At 65.5% G+C, this 20,476-nt stretch carries 13 protein-coding genes; 3 read left to right on the top strand and 10 right to left on the bottom strand.

Annotation, left to right across the window (positions count from 1 at the left end):
• Nucleotides 1-7: 7 nt before the first annotated feature.
• The 4 genes from QF040_RS10040 to QF040_RS10025 all read right to left on the bottom strand — a co-directional run bounded on the left by QF040_RS10040 (nucleotide 8) and on the right by QF040_RS10025 (nucleotide 4,073).
• On the bottom strand, nucleotides 8-454 hold the full coding sequence (locus tag QF040_RS10040) for a MaoC family dehydratase (RefSeq protein WP_429610904.1): 447 nt from the start codon (nucleotides 452-454) through the stop codon (nucleotides 8-10).
• Complete coding sequence (locus tag QF040_RS10035; RefSeq protein ID WP_429610903.1) at nucleotides 447-2,102, bottom strand: AMP-binding protein; 1,656 nt, start codon at nucleotides 2,100-2,102, stop codon at nucleotides 447-449. The genes QF040_RS10040 and QF040_RS10035 overlap by 8 nt, the downstream gene beginning before the upstream one ends.
• Nucleotides 2,099-2,839, bottom strand: a complete 741-nt coding sequence (locus tag QF040_RS10030; protein WP_429610902.1) for a nitroreductase — start codon at nucleotides 2,837-2,839, stop codon at nucleotides 2,099-2,101. Before QF040_RS10030 ends, QF040_RS10035 begins: the two co-directional genes overlap by 4 nt.
• Before the next feature lie 214 nt (nucleotides 2,840-3,053).
• Nucleotides 3,054-4,073 (bottom strand): AraC family transcriptional regulator, encoded by a 1,020-nt coding sequence (locus QF040_RS10025; RefSeq protein WP_429610901.1) that lies wholly within the window; start codon nucleotides 4,071-4,073, stop codon nucleotides 3,054-3,056.
• A 306-nt stretch (nucleotides 4,074-4,379) separates the two neighbouring features.
• On the opposite strand from QF040_RS10025, the gene QF040_RS10020 reads away from it, so the two are divergent.
• Nucleotides 4,380-4,985, top strand: a complete 606-nt coding sequence (locus QF040_RS10020; protein ID WP_013542048.1) for a hemerythrin domain-containing protein — start codon at nucleotides 4,380-4,382, stop codon at nucleotides 4,983-4,985.
• A 140-nt stretch (nucleotides 4,986-5,125) separates the two neighbouring features.
• Here QF040_RS10020 and QF040_RS10015 read toward each other — a convergent pair whose 3' ends face one another.
• The 5 genes from QF040_RS10015 to QF040_RS09995 all read right to left on the bottom strand — a co-directional run bounded on the left by QF040_RS10015 (nucleotide 5,126) and on the right by QF040_RS09995 (nucleotide 11,775).
• On the bottom strand, nucleotides 5,126-7,234 hold the full coding sequence (locus tag QF040_RS10015; RefSeq protein ID WP_429610900.1) for a hypothetical protein: 2,109 nt from the start codon (nucleotides 7,232-7,234) through the stop codon (nucleotides 5,126-5,128).
• 29 nt (nucleotides 7,235-7,263) lie between these two features.
• Nucleotides 7,264-8,796 (bottom strand): glycoside hydrolase family 25 protein, encoded by a 1,533-nt coding sequence (locus QF040_RS10010; RefSeq protein WP_429610899.1) that lies wholly within the window; start codon nucleotides 8,794-8,796, stop codon nucleotides 7,264-7,266.
• Between the two features lie 97 nt (nucleotides 8,797-8,893).
• Nucleotides 8,894-9,262, bottom strand: coding sequence for a hypothetical protein (locus QF040_RS10005; RefSeq protein ID WP_429610898.1), 369 nt, complete (start codon nucleotides 9,260-9,262; stop codon nucleotides 8,894-8,896).
• Nucleotides 9,263-9,436: 174 nt separating this feature from the next.
• Nucleotides 9,437-10,231, bottom strand: a complete 795-nt coding sequence (locus QF040_RS10000; protein WP_429610897.1) for a hypothetical protein — start codon at nucleotides 10,229-10,231, stop codon at nucleotides 9,437-9,439.
• Between the two features lie 44 nt (nucleotides 10,232-10,275).
• Nucleotides 10,276-11,775 (bottom strand): hypothetical protein, encoded by a 1,500-nt coding sequence (locus tag QF040_RS09995; RefSeq protein WP_429610896.1) that lies wholly within the window; start codon nucleotides 11,773-11,775, stop codon nucleotides 10,276-10,278.
• 268 nt (nucleotides 11,776-12,043) lie between these two features.
• On the opposite strand from QF040_RS09995, the gene QF040_RS09990 reads away from it, so the two are divergent.
• Entirely contained in the window at nucleotides 12,044-13,579 is a 1,536-nt protein-coding gene (locus QF040_RS09990) for a metallophosphoesterase (protein ID WP_429610895.1), read from the top strand.
• Complete coding sequence (locus QF040_RS09985; protein WP_429610894.1) at nucleotides 13,576-17,331, top strand: alpha/beta fold hydrolase; 3,756 nt, start codon at nucleotides 13,576-13,578, stop codon at nucleotides 17,329-17,331. The genes QF040_RS09990 and QF040_RS09985 overlap by 4 nt, the downstream gene beginning before the upstream one ends.
• Here the strand turns inward: QF040_RS09985 and QF040_RS09980 are convergent.
• Nucleotides 17,283-19,961, bottom strand: coding sequence for an ATP-binding protein (locus tag QF040_RS09980; RefSeq protein ID WP_429610893.1), 2,679 nt, complete (start codon nucleotides 19,959-19,961; stop codon nucleotides 17,283-17,285). The genes QF040_RS09985 and QF040_RS09980 overlap by 49 nt on opposite strands.
• Nucleotides 19,962-20,476: the final 515 nt, after the last annotated feature.

Here is a 20,476-nt window from a genome sequence, read left to right as displayed (position 1 = left end):
GCCGCCCTCATGAGGCAGGCGTGAAGAGCACCGTCCCCTGCGCAAGCACACTGGTCCGGTCATCCGCGCTCTTGATCGCACCCTGCAGTTCGAGGACGCAGCCGCCTTTCGAATGCGCGGCCATCGACGTCACGCGCCACTCGATGAGCACGGTCTCGCTCGCCCGCACGGGGCGCAGCAGGTCGACGGAGAAGTTCATTCCGAGCACCTTTCCCTTCTTGCCGAAGTGGCTGCCGGTCAGCCCCATCAAGAGGGCGGTGGTATGGGTCGCGCTGGCGATCAATCCGCCGAAGCGCGTGCCCCGTGCAAACGCCGCGTCGTGGTGCAGGGGGTTCTCGTCTCCCGCGGCCAGTGCAAAGGCCCGCACCTGCGCTTCGTCGAAAGTGTGGTGTCGCGAGAATCGGTAGCCGGGTCCGACCGGCGCCAGGGCCGCGGCAGCTTCGAACTCAACCATGGTTCGCGAGCCGGGTGATGGCGTCCTGGCTGCCGGCCTGCTGGCGCAAGCGGAACTTCTGGATCTTTCCTGTGGCCGTTTTCGGCAACGGGGTAAAGATCACCCGGCGCGGGCACTTGAAGTGAGCCAGCCGCTCCCGGCAGAACGAAATGATCTCCTGCTCGGTGGGCGCGGCGACACCGGTCTTGAGTTCGATGAATACGCACGGCACCTCGCCCCACTTGCTGTCGGGCTGGGCCACCACGGCCGCATGCAGCACCGCCGGGTGTCCATGGACGATGTCCTCGATCTCGACCGACGAGATGTTCTCGCCGCCCGAGATGATCACGTCCTTCGAACGATCGGTGATCTGGGCATACCCGTTGGCATGCAAAACCGCAACGTCGCCGGTGCGGAACCAGCCGTCGGCGAGCGCCTTGCGCGTTGCCGCCTCGTTCTTGAAGTAGCCCATCATCACGGTGTTGCCGCGCAGCATGAGTTCGCCCGCCGATTTGCCGTCCGGCACGACGGCCTCGAGGGTGTCGGCATCGCCGACCATGAGGCCCTCGAACATGGCGGCGCGCACGCCCTGGCGCACCCGCAGCGCGCCCTGCTCGGCGGGCGCCAGATCGTCCCAGCCGTCCTGCCACACGCAACTCACCGGCGTGCCCGAAACCTCCGTGATGCCGAAGACGTGCTCCACGTCGAAGCCCATCGCCAGCACCGCATTCAGCACGGCGAGCGGCGGCGGCGAGCCGGCGGTCAGCACGCGCACGGGACGCGGCAGCCGGGTGTCTTTCGCCGCATCCGCGAGCATCGCCATCACGACGGGTGCTGCGCAGAGGTGATCGATCCGGTGCCGGTCGATGGCCTCCAGCACCGCCTCGGCGGACACCCGGCGCAGGCAGACATGGGTGCCCGCGGCCGCGGTCACGGCCCAGGTGAAGCACCAGCCGTTCGCGTGGAACATGGGCAGGGTCCACAGGTACTTCGGTGCCCGGGGCATCGCCCAGTTCGTGATCTGCAGCAGGCTCATGAGGTAGGTGCCGCGATGGCTGGCGACCACGCCCTTGGGGTCGCCGGTGGTGCCGGAGGTGTAGTTCAGGGCGATGGGTTGCCACTCGTCGCTGGGCCACTGGCCTGAGAATTCAGCGTCCCCGCTCGCCAGCAGCGATTCGTAATCGGTCTCGCCGATGGGTTCGCCGGGCGGTGCGAGGTGGTCGTTGATGTCGATGACCGCAGGCGCGCGGTCGTCGAGGAGCTTCAAGGCCGCGGCGACCGTGGCGGCGAACTCGCGATCGACCATCAGCAACTTGCATTCGCCGTGGCGCAGGATGAACGCGATGCCTTCGGCATCCAGGCGATGGTTGATCGCGTTGAGCACCGCGCCGGCCAGCGGAATGCCGAAGTGGGCCTCCAGCACGGCCGGCGTGTTGGGCGCGAGCACCGACACGGTGTCGCCCGCCTCGATGCCTCGCATCGCCAGCGCCGACGCCAGGCGGTGGCAGCGCTCCCGCGTCTCGGCCCAGGTTCGCGTCAGCTCGCCGTGCACCACCGCCACGCGGTTCGGATGCGCCAGGGCGGCGCGGTCGAGAAAGCCCAGCGGCGTGAGCGGCACATGATTCGCCGCGCAGCGTTCGAGGCCCTGAGCATAGGATGGCGCGCTCATGCGGTGGTCTCCCTGGTGGTGTCGTGAAATATGGTGAAGGCGGACACGGGCTCGCGCTCGGTGACGAGCGAGTTCTCGACCGACGTCGGGTCGGCGTAGCCCAGGCTCATGCCGCAGACCAGCATCTGGCCGGCGGGAATGCCCAGCAGGTCCGCGATCTGGCGATGGAATTTCAGGAAAGCGGCTTGCGGGCAGGTGTGAAGGTTCCGGCCGCGCGCAGCCACCATCACGCTCTGCAGGAACATGCCGTAGTCCAGCAGGCTGCCTTCCTGGAGCTCGCGGTCCACCGTGAAGAACAGGCCCACGGGCGCATCGAAGAAGCGGTAGTTGCGCCCGTGCTGCAGGTGCATGCGCTGCTTGTCGCCCTTGGCGATGCCGAGCAATCCGTACAGGTCCCAACCCACCTTGCGGCGCCGCTCCAGGTACGGCGAAAACCATTCGCGCGGGTAGTAGTCGTAGGGCTCGAGCAGCTCGCCCGACCGGCCGGGATCGTCGTCGAGCACCGCAATCGCGGCCGACAGACGGGCCTTTGCAGGCCCCGTCAGCACATGCACATGCCAAGGCTGCATGTTCATGCCGGAGGCGCTGTAGCGCGCGGTCGAGAGGATCGCCTCGATCTCGTCCCTCGGCACCGGCTGGGGCAGGAACGCCCTGACGCTGCGTCGGGTGGCAATGGCCCAGTCGACCGCTCCCCGCAGCGCCTGTGCATCCAGCGGCGGCGCCATCGTTCGGTTCATTCCGGTTTCCTTGCTATGTCGACGCCGGGCGAATCGCCCCGTCGCGGTCACGGCCGAGGTGCTGCATGTTGTCTCCTGTCGTTCGAGCTATCGCGAGATGCGATTTCGAAAGGAGGTTAGTTCTGCAGGCGCTCCGCTTCCATGCCCGCGCGTCTCGATCTGGATGGGGCATTCGGACATGCCGGCGTCCCTGGCAAACGCCGAAAGGTTCGGCTTATTCCCGAGTGGGCGTGGACGAGCGATAGGCGCCGGGGCTCACGCCTGTCCATTTCTTGAAGGCGCGATGGAAGGCGCTGGTTTCCTGGAATCCGGTGCGGGCGGCGACCTCAGCCACCGTCAGTGACGCGCTCGACAGGAGGTCGATGGCGATGTCCCGCCGCAAGTCGTCCTTCACGCGCTGGTAGCTCACGCCTTCCTGCTGCAGGCGGCGTTGAAGCGTGGTGCCGGAGATGCAGAGTTCCTGTGCGAGCTTTTCCAGTTCCGGCCATGCATCGGGCACCTGGCTGCGCAACCTGTTGCGCACCTGCGCGCTGGTGCTCGCGTCGTTGCGGTACTTGACCAGCAGGTTGGCCGGCGCCGCCTTCAGGAAGTTGTCGACCGTTGCCGGCGACTCCGCGATCTTCAGGTCCAGCAGATCGCTTGCGAAGCTGATGTGCGTGGTCTCGCCGTTGAACTTCAGGTTCTCGCAGAAGCGCGTGCGGTAGTGGCTGTCGTCGCTCGGAGGCGGGCATCGGAACTGCATTTCGCGCAGGGGAATGCGCCTGTGCACGAGCCAGCATGCCAATCCGTGGACCAGGATGAACCAGGTGCCGTAGCCGAACAGCCGGCGCAGCACGCCGCCGTCATGCAGGACGACGCGCGCCTCGACGCCATCGCAGACCAGCTCGCCGCGAAAGTCGTCCAATGTCGAATGAAGGAATCTCAGAATCCGGCGCAAGGCATGCGCCAGGTTGTCGGCGTTGACCGCCGCGCGCGTCATGAGCGCGTAGCTGCCCCGACGGAGCCCGTGGCTGTCCAGGCCGAAGAACTCGTCGTCCATCAGATCGGCCATTGCCACCCACATGCGCGAGTACGCAGCCGCCGAGATGCGCGCACGCGGCGCGTTCAACAGCTCGCGATCGATCTTTGCGCTTTCGAGGACGCTGCTGATGTCCATGTTCCGGAGCACCGCGGCATGGATCGCCTCGTGCACCAGCTCGATGGACACGGTGCCTTTCAAGCCTGCGGACTTCATACGCGCTCGCTTAAGAATCAATGATGGGGGCGAGCGCTTTATAAGCGCATTTCAGCCGCGCGACCCGCGGGGAACTCTCGGGCGGAAGTCGCTGCATGTTTCGAAGGGTAGTCCGCACTGCTATGCGGACACGGTACTTTCCTACGCACGGGGCCGGCCGCCGGCTCCACGTTCGACTTTCCCGATTCATTCATTCATCCAATGGAGCCCACGATGCCCATCAGCAAACACACAGAGCCCGATGCCGACCACCGCAGCGTCGATGTGATGGAAAAGTTCGGCGCCGTCGCCTGACAGAGGAGCCTCATGACGAAACTTGTGTCACGCCTTTTTCCGAGTGCGACGAACATGATCCGGCTGGATCACACGCACGTGCTCTCCACCTTCCACCAGTACAAGGCCAGCGCGCCCGTGCGCGTGAAGAAAGGGCTGGTGAACACCATGTGCACCGCCCTGGAAGTGCACGCGCAGCTCGAGGAGGAAATCTTCTACCCGGCAGTCCGCGCAGTCACGCAGAACGAACTCATCGCCAAGTCGCTCGACGAGCACCAGGAAATGCGGCGACTGATCGGCCTGCTGCGGCAGATGGAGCCGGAGGCCCGCGACTACGACGACACCGTGGCCGAGCTGATGCGCGATGTGATGCACCATGTCGCGGACGAGGAGACGCTGGTGATTCCCGAGGCCGAGCGCCTCCTGGCCGACGAGTTGGGCGAGCTGGGCATGCGGATGACCAAACGGCGCCTGCAGCTCGTCGGGCCGCGCAGCGGCGAGATTGCGCTCGACATGGGACGCGCCGCCTCGGGGAATACCGCAGCGATTGCCATGGTCGGTCTCGCGGCAGTCGGCCTGCTGGTTGCGCGGCGTACTGGGTATCTCGGCTCGGCGCGCAGGCTTGGCAAGAGCCTTTGAGCGCGGCGCGAATATGCGGGGCGGCGTGGCTCGCGTCCAGGCCGCTGCTTTCCCATGTTCGCCGGCAGTGGCCGCACATCGGCCGGGTTTGCGAGACCTGACGAGTTCCTTCACACCGTGCAGGCGATAGCAAGTGTCGATCACGGCAGGTAGTCGACGGGCACCGGAAAGTTCAGGAAGTTCTTGGTCAGTTGCGGGTCGTCGGCCTGGTCCTTGTGCTGGTTCGGATCGCCGCCCACGCACCACGCCGACGACCTGGAATGCGCTTGCCCCCGCTTGTCGACGACGCTGCACAACGCCTTGTCGTAGATCGCTTTTTTGTCGCCGTCGTTCTTGAAGCATTGGACCGGGTCGGTGCACACGGGATATTCCTTGTTCACGACCAACGTATAGACGTTGTCCTTCTCGTCCGTGAACCGTACCTTGATCGGATAGCTCGGTACGGTGCCCACCCTGAATCCTGCAATCTGGCTGGAGACAGGCATCGAGACATCCTGTTTGTCCTTGTCGCAATTCGGGTCGTCCGGGTCCTGGCCCATTGCGCAGACGCCGTATTTCTTCAGCAGTTGCTCGTGACTGCCCACCTGGCTCTGCGGTATGCCGATGTTCAGGAAGAAGCCACCCGCGTAGCTGAACTGCTTGCCGTTTTCGAGACCCTTCGTTCCGCCCACGCTAAAGATCAAGCCATCGCCCAATTCGCTCATGAACCCGACCGCATCGTCGACGGAGAAGGCGTAGGCGTTCATCTTGAGCGCGTCGTGAATCAACTTCACGTAGGGATTGAAGGTGAGTTCCGGCCTTGCCACGACGCTGGGCTGCAGATGGTTGTACTGCAGCTCATGGATGTACATGGGTTGGATCTTTGCGTGATTCCAGTCGGGAATCGTGGTCTTGCCGAGCGGGTTTGCGTCCGCGCCGCATCCCTCGTTGAAGGGAACCCAGCCATAGATGTGCGTGAGCGCCTGCCAGTAATTGAATTCAGGCGTCACAGGCGTGGTGCCTGCGCATTTTTTGTCCGCATGCAGTTGCAGGTAATCCGCATGGTTCTTCTCGAAGAATCGCCTGATGACTTCCAGCTTTTCTTTCAAATCCGCAGGGCATTGGACCGTTGCCGTGACATAGGCGCTGATGTCTTCGGCGCCCCATGCCACGCAGGAACCCCAGAGGTTCTGCACATGCTGGACCGATTCACCGAAATGGAGATTTTTTTTCTGATCGTCGGTGCAATTCCCCTCGATGCAAGCCAGCACGGTCAGCACTGGCGGGGCACCGGTCGCCGGTTTCACGGGCACGTTGTCGGCCCTGGGAAATACGCCCGAGCGTTGCGCGAAGACGTTGTATCCCCCGGGCAGCTTCAGCTCCTCCAGGTTGTAGACCGGCCATCCCCGGCCGGGTCCCTGACCGAGAAATGAGCGCAGCGTATTTCTGAACTCGGCCAGCGGCTGCGATGAGCCGCTGAATCCGATGTAGGGATTGTTCCTGGGCCCGATTGCGACGGGCATATAGACGTGATCCACATAGGAAATGTTGTATCCGACGTTGTCGGTGTTCAGGTAAGGCTTCGTCTGGCCGGGCAGTGTGATGAAACCCCCGTACGAGTATTCCGACAGTTGGGCGAAGGCGTTGTCCGGCAACTGGGTCTTGCCGGAATAGGTGCTCAAGTCGCAGCGCGTCCCTTCGCCACTGCAGCTGACACCCTCGGGTGCGGACAATGGCGTGTCTTCGGGATCTCGCATCCTGTCGATGCGGTCCGCCAGAACGACGCGCCCGCCGTTCCACCACGTGATGTATTGGCCGGCAGCCAATTCGCTGTACAGCGGCAACGTGATCTCCACCGAGGCGTTCTTCGGAATCCCCTTGCCCTCGTTGACGTACAACTTGTAGACGGCAGTGGACGGATAGGCCTTTGCCGTGGTGCGAAAACACCCTTGCAGCCATTGGTCGACCGGTTTGGGGCCGATCGCCAATACGGGATAGATCGTGCCTTCCGAATTGTTGTGAATGGCGACCGTCTTGGGTTTGACAGTGGTTGCATTGCCGTCGAGGTCCAGGCACGCCACGCCCTGGACAGGACCGGACGGATTTCCCGGCGGCTGTGGAAGCGTCAGCGCATTCGGATTCGAACCGCCGCCGCTTCCGCCGCAGGCGCTCACAGCGAGCACGAGCAGCAACGCACCGGTGCATGACGCAGCCGCAGCCGCAGCGGCAGCGGCATGGCGCTGCGTCTTTTCTGGAACGAATGAAGTCATGGGATGTCCTTGAGATTGAGGGAGCCGTATCAGCGCGTCAGATCCTTGTGCTGTCCGATGAACCAGTCGAGGTCCATGGCCAGCTTGTTGTCGTTGGGAGGCTGGTAGTGATCGGTGCGTTGCCAGAAGCGAAAGCCTCGCTGCGTCCAGGTCGCGGGCAGACGCGGCGCATTGCGTTGCGACCAGTCGGCGATCCATAGCGGGTAGCGCGCGAAACGCTCGTCATCGAGCCATTTCGTTCCGATGTCCCAGTTGGTGTAGATCATGGGAACGCGACCTCCATGCCGCTCCAGCGCTTGCAACGCGCGCAGCAGATCGGCCTGCACCTTCTCCTTCGATGGCGGCGCACCGGGAGGGAAGCTCTCGGCTTCGAAGTCGAGCGCGGGGGCGATGTCGCCTTGCTCGGACGTGCCGCCCAGCATGCGAAGGTAGAAACGCACTTGCTCGTCGGCGTCGATGTCGACGCGGTAGAAGTGGTAGCTGCCGCGCACCAGCCCATTGCTGCGAACCGCAGTCCAGTGGCGATCGAAGGCGGGGTCGGCGGTCAGGCCGTCGCTGGCGCGAACGAAGACGAAGCTGATGCCCGCCAGCGCGCCTTTCAAGTGGTCGACCCAGTTGCCGTTCCATTTGGAGACGTCCAGGCCGTGCAGCGGGCCCGCAGGTGTCGATGCGGGCGTGACCGTGGACGTGGGGGGCGGGGCGGACGCGGCAGCTGCCGGGGCCGGCGCACTGATGGAAGCCGCCGGCGCATGCGTGACAGGCAGGCCCCGTTGCATGGACACAGGGGCCGTGTGCATTGCGGCGACGGGCGCGGAGTCGGGTCGGGTGGTGCGCTCGCCAGGATGGACTGCGCCACCCAGCTGGATTCCCGCAATGGCGGCGCACACCAACAGGGTCAGCCAGGTCACCACGTTCAGGCGAAGCATGGTCCGTGCAACGGCGGCGATGGTGCGAGACCCACCGCCTGGCGCTTTGGCACTTACTGCTTCCACCGGTGCGCAAGCAGGGGCGGGTTCCGGTGTTGGACGAACAAGTGCGAGCAGTTCTTCCAGCGCGAGAGACGCATGCAGCGTCCCGCGCGCCCATTCGTGGGCGAGCGCGAAGGCATCGCCTTCAAGGCGCAGCCCCTCATAGGCAACTTGCCCGTGCGCACTGAGCACCTGATGCGGCTCGCAGCTGTAGTCGCCTTCCGCGTTGAGCACGACGCGCGAGCGTTCGGGGCGCACGGCGTCGAAGGCTTCGCCGACCACCAGCAGGGGTGGCTGCATGTCGCCCTCGTGATGTTCGACCGCGACATAGCCTTCGCGTCGCAGCCACGCCAGCAAGAGCAATAGCGCCATCAGTGAGCGCCTCTCAAGTTGGGCCGCGTCGGCCCTGGCCAGATGTGCGCGCCGCACGTAGCAATAGCCGAAGTGACCGCGTGGCTGAAGGATCAACGCACGTCCGGCAGCGCGGCTGAAATGCAGGCGTGCCAAAAGGGCCGGGGCCGAGATGGGTCCGATGCGCGCCACCAGCACCAGGCACTCCAGCCAAGCGATTTCCTGAGGGTTGAAGCGACGCATGGTGTGTCTCCTGTTGCTGGGCTCCGGGTCACTCGAAGGAACGCGCAGCGCCTGGCCGATGGGCATGGGGCCGTGGACGCTGCCGTTCCTGCCGGGCTCAGGACAGCACGACGTGGAAATTGAACATGAAGGCGTTCCAGTTGATCAACGTGACGTTGGCCTGGTTCGGATGCGTCGGGTCCGGTCCGCGATAGCCGTACGACCAGTTGCCGTTGGGGCCGCCCGGATGCGTCTGGCACCAGATCCGCAGGTTGTTGGCCTGGGCCGCCGGCATCGAGTAATTGCCGGTGGGGTCCGTTCCGCAGTTGAACAGCGACTGGCCGGCCTGGATGCTGCAGGTGACCGGCACGACGCCGTTGTTGGTCGTGTGGACCTGGATCGTGCCCACGGTGGGCGGGTTGTGGTCGTATGCGGCGAAGGCGGCGTTGATGCAGTCCTGCATCGAGGCGAGAGTGATTTGAGGCATGGCTTGCTTTCGGATGGCTGGTGGAAAGAAAAGGTGGGCGGCGGTCGGCCCGCCCGAGGAGCCGCGTGCGCACTCCGGGAATCGCTGCGCTTCACGCGGAACACTGAAGCGGGTGCTCCTGTGCGGCCGTCTGGTTGCGCCTCGCCGGCAGGTGGCCCTGCCGGTGGCTCCCACTCAGAGCGCGCAGCTCTGCGTGCTGTTGGGCCCCGCACCCGGCGGCGCGTCGATGGGACTCGGGTTCGCGCCCAGCAAGTGGTAGTGCTTGCTGCCGAAGTTCCAGTGCGCTCCGTCCCACCAGAGGAAGTTGGTGATCACGCGCTGGTTCAGCGGCGGCGCCGGCGGCGGCAGCATGAACGGGTAGTTGTGGGGGTTGTAGTTGCGCACGATGGGCGCTGCGGCCCAGGCGGCCGGTACCGGCCCCGGCTGCACGGCGTCGACATAGGCCGCAAAGTGAATGACGTAGTTGCCCGCGTGCAGCGCCGCCAGGCTGCGGTGCGAGGGGTCGTGCAACACGCGCCAGTGGCCGGCCGCCAGGGCGGGCGCGCCCGGGTCGACGGCGCTGGCCACGAAGAGGGCGCACCCGTTCATGCCGGTGGTGAACAGCAGGTGCGCGTCGGCCGCGCCGGGCGCGATGGGGATGTCCACATAGGGCAACGCGTTCAACGCCGCGGCGCCAACGCCGGCATGGCAGTAGTACGCGTCGAGCGTGGTGAGCGCCGCCAGGGGCGGCTGCGGCACCACGCCACCCACGGCCACGGCGGGCGGCTGCATGCGCAGCCGCGGCAGGCTGCCGGGCGCCGGCGCCACACCGGGTGCGCCGGTGCTCAGGGTGAAGCGCGAGCGCTGGTTGTTCACCGGCGCGAAGCCCCCGCCCGGCATGTTCTGCCCGATCTGGTCCAACACGATCGGTGCCCCGCCGATGAAGGCCAGGGGGTTGGCGAGGAAGGTCGCCGCATTGTCGATAGCCATGATTTTTCCTTTCTGGTCGGTTGATGAAATGGGGAGATGGGCGCTCAGGCTGTCGCCGCATCGGGCGCCGGTGCGGGCGCGGGCGCGGTGCCGGACGCAGCCGGCGTCGAGTCGTCGCCGGCGATCGCGAGGTAGCGGCCGGGGAAGTACTTGGCGACCCACATCTGCGCGAGCTGCACGCGCGTGATCGGCTTGGTGTAGTACATGATCGGCACGCCGATGTTGCCGGCCAGGGCCTTGTTCACGTAGTCCTCGAAGGCGACCATCATCGAGTTGGTGTCGATGATGTTGTTCTGCGAGTTGTCGATGTCGTTCAAGGCCGACAGCGCCGCGGTCACCTTGGCGTTCTGCATCGCCACGAACTGGCCGCCGGTACGGGCCGCATTGGCCGAGGCATCGACCGAGTCCTGGTCCGCGGCCGTGGCGTTCTGCAGCTTGGCCAGTGCGGCCATGCTGGTGGCGCCGTCGCTGTCGACGAAGCCCTTGACGCTCATCTGCACCTGGTTCGACTTGATCGAAGGGATCGAGCCCATCGCGACCAGGGTGCAATGCGAAGTGATGTTCTGTGCGCTCAGCAGGTTCTTCGCATCGTTGGAGAAGCTGTTCTCCACGCCGAAGCCGCCCTGTTCGTCGGCGAACCAACCGCCGATCTTGAACGAGGTCTGCAACTTGCTGGCGACCGAGTACATGTCCTCGCTGGAGTCGGTGGTGGTGGTGTTGAGCACGTGCACCATGCCGATGAAGCAGGAGCCGTAGACGGCGCCCGAGAGCAGGGTCAGGCACTTGTCCTGGTCTTTTTCCACCTGCTTGGCGATGGTGGCCAGCGCCGAGGCCGTCGAGGTGTCGATGAACAGATCCGGGTGGCAGACATTCCAGACCCGGATGGCCTTGTCGACGTCGATGATGAAGGGGGCCAGCAGCTGCGCGTTCTTGTGGGTGCAGGTGGCGCTGATCACCAGCGTGCCGACGATGTCGTGACGCTGGTGCTGGCTGTTGGTCTGGCTCTGCGCGGCCGTGCTCGCGGCGCCGGAGATGGAGTCGCCGAGCCACGATGTTTCGTCGCTGACGAAAGAAGCGATGGTCGCAGCATGGGTCTGGCTGCTCTGCGCATTCTTGTCGAACGCGAAGTACTGGACGTTCATCTTCATCGAGTCGGCCGAAATCGGCAGCGACTTGATCTGCGTGCGGTTGTAGTCGATCGGGCTCTCGGGCCCCGAGCCCACTGCCTTGATCTTGCGCTTGAGCGGCAGGATGTCCTGCTCGGCCTGGATCTTGGCCTTGCTGTATTCCACCGCGGCGGCCGTGATCTGCTTGTTGACATCGCCGCGCTGCTTGGCCATGTCGGAGGTGTCCACGTCCATGTCCATCAGCTCCTGGATGGTCATGTCGAAGCTGCGGCGCAGGGTGATCAGGTCATTGAGGTGATCCTCGGCGTCGTCCGCCGGGCTTTGCTTGGACGCGATCTGCGAAAGCAGATCCAGGCGCTCCTGCGTCACGAGGTTGCCGAGCGCGAGTGTCGGGTCGTAGGGAATGGTGGAAGGCATGGCGTTCTCCTGTTCGTCGAGGTTGGTCGAGCACTGCGCTCGGTGGTTGGGGATCGATGAGTTGTTCGTGAAGTCATCGTAGGAACGCAGCGCTCTAAACGGTTTAAAGTCTTCCTAAACGTTCCTAAAGGCTTCGCACCTGCATTCCCGATGAGGCGGTGCTGGTGACGAAGCCCGTGCTATCGATCAGGCAGGGGGTCGTCTTTCGTTGTCATCCAGGTCGCCTCCACATTGGCGCCAGGAGCAACCGAACCGGGAGGAGCTTTCAATGGCAGCCTTGCGTCACATCTGCATTTCCGATCTGCATCTGGGGGCCAGCTACAGCCTGCTCACCGGGATCGACGGTGCGGGCCATGTGGCACTGGGAGCGCGTTGCGAAACCCTGGTGGCGCTGATGGATGCGTTGGCTTCCACGTTGGCGCCGCTGTGCGACGAAGAGCCTCCGGTGCTGGTGTTGCTCGGTGATGTGCTCGACATGGGCCTGTCGCCGATGAACACGGTGTCGCAGGCGTTCCGCATGTTCTTGCGCGAACTGGCGAGACTGCGCAGCCGGGGACTGCGCCTGTCGCCGCGAATACGTGTAGTGCCAGGCAATCACGACCATCACTTGTGGCGCATGGCGCAAGACCAGACGCTCGTGAGCCGTGCGCGGTCGGGCGCGGCGGATGCCGACATGCCGCAGATGACGAAGCTGATGGATGGGCCTGGTCGCTCCTGGCCGAGCTGTGAGTTGCTCGCCGCGCTGGCGGGCATCGAGCCGGGGCTGGGCGACCTCAGTTTCGAGCTGGCTTATCCGAACTTCGGGTTGATCGATGCGGCCCGACGTCGTGCGGTGGTGCTGCACCATGGCCACTATGTGGACCCGATGTACCGCGCGATGTCGGTCCTGGTCGAGCACCAGACGCCGCGGCCGCCCCATGCGCCGCCGCGGCCGTTGACCGTGGCGCAGATCGAGGCCCGCAACGGCGCGTGGGTTGATTTCCTCTGGTCCGATCTCGGCAACGCCGGTGCGGTGGGAAGAGAGTCCGAGAAGCTCTATGAAATCATGCGCGACGCGGGCGCATCGCAGCGCTGGTCGCAGCATCTCGCACGGTGGATCACCGAGCGCCTTGGCGAGACCCTGGACGTCGCCGCCGTGATGCCCCTGATCCAGGGCGTCACCGTGCAGCAGGCCGTCAGCGGGGTGGTGGACGCCACGCTGGTCCGTGGCGCCGAAGCCCAACGCAGAGACTACCGCCGGCTGGTCACGCCCGACGACGCCGCTCAACTGCGGTGGTACCTCGGGGGCGCGGTGACGACGCAGTTGCAGAGCGAGGGCATCGATCCGCGCGACATGGACCTGCGCTTCGTCTACGGTCACACGCACAAGCCCTTCCAGGACGAACTGCCCGTGGCCGGGCTGGTGCGTCCGGTGAAGGTCTACAACACGGGCGGTTGGGTGATGGATCAACCCACGATGACCAGCCCCCAGGGCGCGGCCATCGTGCTGATCGATGGCGATCTCAACCTCGCGTCGCTGCGGCTGTTCAACGATCCGGTTCATGGTGCGAGCCCTGCCGTTCACGCTGCTGGCGTCGGTACCCCCAGCGACCGTGACAACCCCTTGGTGCTTGCACTCGATCACGCCGTGGCGCATCACGCCGGCGATTGGGAGCGCTTCACCCGATGCGTGGTGGCCGCTGCACAGCTTCACGCACGTGAATTGCTGGACGAGTTCTTCGACCCATCGGCAAGCGGTCGCGATACCGGCCTGTCGCGACATCACACGCGACCGCCGGTGGCTGTGAACGGGGGAGCGGCATGAACGGCTACCAGACCATCTCGCGTCCGCTCACCGCGATCGGCGAGAGCTATGACGTGGTCGTCGTGGGCTCCGGCTATGGGGGCGCCATCGCGGCTTCCCGACTCGCGCGCGCGGGTCGGACCGTCTGTGTGCTGGAGCGCGGACGCGAGATCGCGCCCGGGCACTACCCCGACGACCTGCAAAGTGCACAGGCCGATCTGCAGATGGATGGCCCGCGCGGCAGGCTGGGGCCGCGCGATGGCCTGTTCGATCTGCGCATGAACGACGACATGCTCGCGATGGTGGGCTGCGGATTGGGAGGCACCTCGCTCATCAATGCCAATGTCGCGCTGGAGATGGACCCGCGGCTGTTCGACGACCCGGCATGGCCCGCGCTGTTCCGCACCGACCCTGGCGTGCTGGAGCCCTATGCGCAGCGCGTGCGCACCGCGCTCGATGTGCAACCCTATCCCGATGAGGCACCCGTTCTCAACAAGATGCGGGCGTTGCAACAGTCGGCGCAGGCGCTGCGGCGTCCGTTCCGCCGTGCACCGCTCGCGGTCAATTTCAAGGACCAGCTGAATCCCTTCGGGGTGGCTCAGGCGGCGTGCAACAACTGTGGCGACTGCACCAGTGGCTGCAACGTGGGCGCGAAGAACACCACGCTGATGAACTACCTGCCCGATGCGTGCCGCCACGGCGCACAGGTGTTCACCGGCGCGCTGATCACGCATCTGGAACGGGAGGGCACGCGTTGGCGTGTGCATTTCGAGGCAGTTCCGCTGCGCCCGGCGAACGCAGGAATGCCATCCGAGACCGCCTCGGCAGGCAGCGTCCTGGCCGACATCGTGATGCTCGGAGCGGGCGCGCTGGGATCGACGGAGATCCTGTTGCGTTCCAGGGCGCGTGGGCTTGCGTTGTCGGATCGCGTCGGCCGCTCCTTCTCGGGCAACGGCGACGTGCTCGCGCTCGGGTACGACAGCTTCTGGCGCACCGGCGAACCCGCACCGAATGGCGAATGCCAACCCGTCCCGGTCTACGGCGTCGGCGCGGGCAGCAACAAGCTGGAGCCCGGGCAAATGCCTGGCCCGTGCATCACAGGCTTGATCGATGCGCGCCGCGAAAGGAATCCGCGCGAGGGCCTGGTGATCGAGGAAGGCGTGATTCCCGGTGCGCTGGCCTCGCTGATGCCGCCGCTGCTTTTTGCGGCCAGCGCCATGGTGGGGGGCGAGACGCAATACGGTGCCAGCGAAGCCGCCACCCGTCTCGAAAGTGCAGAGGCGCTGGGCAACGCGGTGCAGAACCACCCCGGTTCGCTCACCGAGCAGTCCTACATCGGGCCGGTCGCGCGCACGCAGACCTATCTGGTGATGAGCGTGGACGATGCCGGCGGCGAACTCAGGCTGGTCGACGACCGTCTTCGCATCCACTGGCCGGACGCCGGCATGAGCGCCACCATCGCCAACGACCATCGTTGGCTGGCCGAGGCCAACGAAGCGGTGAAAGGTGTGTTCTTGCCCAATCCGCTGTGGAGCGATGCCTTGGGTCACAAGCTCATCACGGTTCACCCGTTGGGTGGATGCGGCATGGCGGACGACGCGGAACGCGGCGCGACCAACGCGGACGGCCAGGTCTTTGCCGGCACCACTGGCAGCGGCGTGCATGAGGGGCTCTATGTTTGCGACGGCGCCTTGCTGCCCGCGGCCGCGGGTGTGAACCCGCTACTGACCATCGGCGCGCTGGCGGAGCGCTGCTGCCAGCGCCTGTGCGATACGCGCGGATGGTCGCTCGATCTCACGCTGCCCGCCGCCCAGCCACTGCCTCGCGCGGCCGACGAAGCGGTGACGCCGGAGCCTGCCACATCCCTGCCGGTGAAACCGGAGGAGGGCGCCGAAGCGCTGCTGAAGGCGGTGTTGCACCACTTGAAAGAGGGCGCGATCGACGTGGCGCGCAAGCTGTTGTCGATGCTGATCTCCGAGTACCCGGAATATCTCAGCCCGAGCTTTCAGTTCACCGAGCGCATGCGGGGGTTCGTGAGCCTGGAATGCGAAGGCGCCTCGGGCGAGGATCTGCCGCCGAGGCTGGTCAGCCGCTACGAGCTGTCGGCGGCCTGGGGGCGGGCTGCCGGCCACGCGCTTGACTTCGAACTCACCATTCGCACCGATGACCTCTACCGCATGATCAGCGATGCGCCGCACGAAGCGCAGATCACTGGACAGGTGACGTGCGCGGCGCTGAGCCCGGTGCCCATGCAAGTGCAAAGCGGTAATTTCCGGCTGCTGCCTCCAGCGCCGGACAGGGTGGAGACCTGGACCATGCGCTACGAGATGGTGCTTGCGCGACCGCACGCCGCGCCGCTGCGCTTTGCAGGCTCCAAATGGCTGCACCAGCAGCCTGGATCCTCGCCGTGGACCGACCTCACCACGCTTTTCGTGGACATGGATGAAGCGGGACCCGTGCCCCGCCCTGTAGCCCAGGGCATTCTTTCTCTGGGCCTGGAGGATTTCATCTGGCAAGCCAACACGCTGTCGACCAGCCCACCGCACGATCTCGGGGGCTATCTCGAGAATCTGTTTCCCGAAGCCAGGTCGGCCATCGATCGCGCATACCTCGCCAAGTTCGCCGGATTCTTCGGCCGCACCGTGTTTCGCGCCTATGGCGGGTTGCTGTCGGACCTGGCGGCTGCCACGACAGCGTCGACATTGCCCGCGCCCCCGACCTCCTCGCGCCGCATCCCGAGGCTGCCCGCCGCGCAGGTGTTTCCGCTGGACCTGGGCCATGGCGTGGTACTGCGGCTCACGCGCTTGCAGGCGGGCGCCAAGGGTCCGGTGATCCTCGCCGCCGGCGTGGCGATGCGGGCCTCGTCCTGGATGGTCACGACGACATCGGAAAGCCTGGCCGAGGCGCTGTGCGCCCAGGGCTACGACGTCTGGCTTTTCGACTACCGTGGCAGCCCCGATGCCGTGGGCTCGCGACAAAGCTTCTGCATCGACGACATCGCGCGCACCGACTGGCCGGCGGCGGTGGATTTCGTGCGCCGTGCGACCGATGCGGATACGGTGCAGGTGGTGGGGCATTGCGTGGGTTCGATGAGCGTTCTGATGGCGCTGCTGGATGGACTGCAGGGCGTGCGCTCGGTGGTTTCTTCGCAAGTCACGCTGCACCCGCTGACCTATTGGCTCAACCAGGCCAAGACCGATATCGGGCTGGCGCGCTTGCTGGAGCAGGGCCGCAAGCTTGGCGGCCTTTTTTCCCCGGTGCCGGGCACGACGCAGGCAGACCGCGAGGTGGACGTCATGGCCTGGAGCGTGCCGGTGCCGCGGGGACAGACCTGCAAGAGCCCGGTGTGCAAACGGATCAACGCGTTCTTCGGACCGGTGGTCCTGCATGAACACCTGAACGAAGGGACGCATTTCGCCATGGGCGAGATGTTCGGCCCCATCTCCCTGTCCGTCTTCGACCAGCTCGCGCTGATCATGCGGCGCGGACATGTGGTCGACGCGCAGGGCGGCGACACCTATCTGACTGCCGACAACGCGCGCCGCATGGCCTTGCCCATCAGCTTCATGTCCGGTGGATTGAATACCTTGTTCAACCCCGAATCGTCGCTTCGCACCGAGGCCTGGCTTGCGCAGCACAACGGGGCGCAGTGGTACCGGCGCCGTGTGATGGAGCGTTACGGCCACCTCGACAATTTCGTCGGGCGCGACGCCGCGCGAGAGGTCTACCCCTGGGTGTTGGCGGAACTGGAGCGAGGAGACGCGTCGCCTTGACGTGCCCGGGCGAGCAACATGCTGAGCGCGTTGCTGGCATCGCTTGCGACTTGCTCACCGTATGCCAGCGATGCAATGGCGACCTCGTCCAGCCGCGCGCCTTCGGCATACCAGGAAGCCAACTCGGTCTGCGTGTGGAATTCGAGCACGCGGTCGCGGACGGCCGATGCTATTTTTTGTTCCAGCCATGGCGTTGCCTCGCCGCGGTGCTTGCGGCCCGCGATATCGGCACCCTGCAGCATGGCGGCGTCGCGCAGGCGCCCCTGTCCCGCCGCGAGGTACGCCAGGGTGCCGGCGAACTGGCGTGCGCCAGTGGCGCGACGCATGAGTGGCAAGGCTTCTCGCAGACGCTCCGTTGCGCGGTCCACCGCGCCGCCTTCCACATCCAGGCGGATCAGGTACGAATGCGCGAAGGCCTCCGAGGCCGCCATCCTGAACTTCGCGCGTGCCCCGCGTGAGTCCAGAAACGCGAGCAAGCAGCGTTCGGCGTCCTCGAGCCGCCCTGCCAGATGAAGGGCGACGCCGCGGTTGGTGAGCAGGTAGGCCTCCGTGCGCGAGTCGCCCGCAGCCTGGGCGAGCGGTATGGCACGTTCGATGCACGCCAACGCCGCGGCCGCATCGCCCTGACCCAGATAGACGACTGCGGATGGAAAAAGCCAGCGCGCGCGCATGGCACCGAGCTTGGGAAACTGCGCGAACAAGGGCTCGCATGCATCGAGGTGCTGCTGCGCCTTGGCATATTGCCCGGCGACCGCGCTGATGAAAGCTGTCAGGCAATGCACCGCGACAAGCTTGTCGATCTGGCTGTGCTGCTTGAATACGGCGCCAGCGGAGTTCAGCAGCGCCATGCGCTCGTCGAAGGGCAATGCGTAAAGCCCGACGACGGCCAGGCCGAATTCGAAGTTGGCGCGCACGGCCTCGGGCGTGGCCGGACCGAGCAGCGAGCGCCCGGCCTGGAACCACTGGAGGCACTCGCTGAAGCGGCCGAGCTGGTACATCAGCGGTGCTGCCATTGCCAGCAGGTCGAGCGCCAGCGACGGGTCGCCCTCCGGACCGCTGGTCCATTCGATGGCTGCACGCAAGTTATCCACTTCGGGGGCGAAGGTCATCGTCCACTCGTCTTGCGTGATGCGCTCGTCCCCCCGCAACGAGAGGTGAGCGCGCAGCGCCTGCAGCAGGCCTTTTGCGTGCCGGGTGCGCATCGTGTGCAGCTGGTCGTGCTCGGAGAGCTTTTCCAGGGCATAGGCACGGGCACTTTCGAGCAGACGGAAGCGCGGTCGTGCGTCGCCTTCGACGACGACGAGCGAGCGGTCGACCAGCGCCGTCAGTGCATCGAGCCAGACGGCGGTGTCCGCATCCGCCGGCTGCTCGGCAACCTGTTCAGCCAACTCGAGGCCAAAGCCGCCTACCATCACGCCCAGTCCCCGGAAGGTACTTTGTTCGGTTTCGGAGAGCAGCGCATAGCTCCAGTCGAGCGTCGCGCGCAGCGTTCGGTGACGCGCGTCGCGGTGGCGTTGCGCGCTGGTCAGAAGGCGAAAGCGCCTCGCAAGCTGGCGATGCACGCCGGCCATCCCCAACAGCCCCACACGACCTGCCGCCAATTCGATGGCCAAGGGCAAACCATCCAGTTCGCGGCAGATCTTGATGGCGGTGGCGACATTGCTGTCGTCGATGTCGAAGCGGGAGTTGCCGGCGCGCACGCGATCGCGAAACATGGCGATGGCGCCGACGCCGCAGGCCTCGTCGGCTCGCGTCCCGCTGGCCGGGATGTGAAGTGCACCCACTCGAAGGACGTGCTCGACGTCCAGTCGCAGCGGCTCCTGGCTGGTGGCGAGCAGGTGCACACCGCGCGTGCCGCTCAGCATGGCCTCCGTGAAGGCGGCGGCCTCGTCGATCACATGCTCGCAGTTGTCCAGTACCAGGCAGGCCGACTGGTCGCGCAGGCGCTCGGACAACTCCTCGATGGCCGGGCGCGTCCCTGCGAGCTGGATGCCCAGCACCTGGGCGGTCTGGCTCGCCAGATCGGCCGGCGGGCGCAAGCCCACGAGCTCGATGAGCCAAACGCCGTCGGCGAATGAAGCCGACAGCGAGTGGGCTGCCGCAACCGCCAATCGGGTCTTGCCAATACCACCGGCACCCACGACGGTGGTGAGCCGATGTTTCGTGGCGAGCTGGGTCAGCTCAGCCAGCTCCTGGTCGCGGCCCAGCAGCGGTGCGCGAACGCCCGCGATGGCGGCGGAACCGCGCCATGCGGAGGGTGGCTTCGGCATGGGTGAGGTTGTTGCGTCCGGCGCCACGACGGGGGCGGGGTGAGCGGCTTCGGGCGCCGCGACGTGATCCACCTGCGCGCTGAGGCGATAGCCCCGCCCGGGGATCGTCGCAATCAGTTTGGCGCCGAGCGCTTTGCGCAGCGCGCTGACCTGAACGGACAAGTTGTTTTCTTCGACCACCAACCCGGGCCAGACGCGATCAAGCAACTCCTGCTTTGTCAGCAGTTGATCGCGGTGCTGGATAAGTACCAGCAGCAGGTCGAAGGCGCGAGTGCCGAGCGCGACCTCCTCACCGTCAAGGAATACCATGCGTTCGGTCGGGCGCACCTCGGCGAGACCGATTCGATAAATCTCTTGCATGTGCGGGGCGGCTGAGAGTTGAATCCGTGCGCAGTCCTGACAAGCGCTCCGCGCAGTAAGCGATGACGTTCGCGCGAATCAAGATTGGCGCGAATCTTAAGGGAGCCTCTTATCAAGCGCGCATTTCCCGCACGATCTCGACGGACCTAGAAAGGATCGTTTTGAGTACCAGCCTTTCAGCAGTAGATCGAGGATCCGAGAGATATTCGAATAAGCCCGTATTGCCGGCCGCTTGAGCCAGTTGCGTGCGCCGATCCGGTTAATTTAATAGTTACCACACGGCGGCCATGCTCTTGGTGATCACCGGCCGCGGGCATCGTTCAGATCGGGCGCAGGATTGCTTTCGCATCGTCCGCAGCGCTCGCCGATCAGAGTCCCCTTTGCTTTACGTGCTTCACGAATGTATCGGTGGTGCCGTGCGGTCGGCGAAAGGCGAATTCCCGCGCCGGCACGGGTTTGGAATCGCACGTATATGCTGCGGCCCTCCCATCACATCCCTTCCTTCCCGGAGCCCG

Source organism: Variovorax sp. W2I14, assembly GCF_050435205.1.
Lineage (GTDB): Bacteria > Pseudomonadota > Gammaproteobacteria > Burkholderiales > Burkholderiaceae_C > Variovorax > Variovorax paradoxus_C.
Note: the sequence above shows the minus strand (reverse complement) of the source record. Positions and strands in the feature narration are given on the sequence as shown.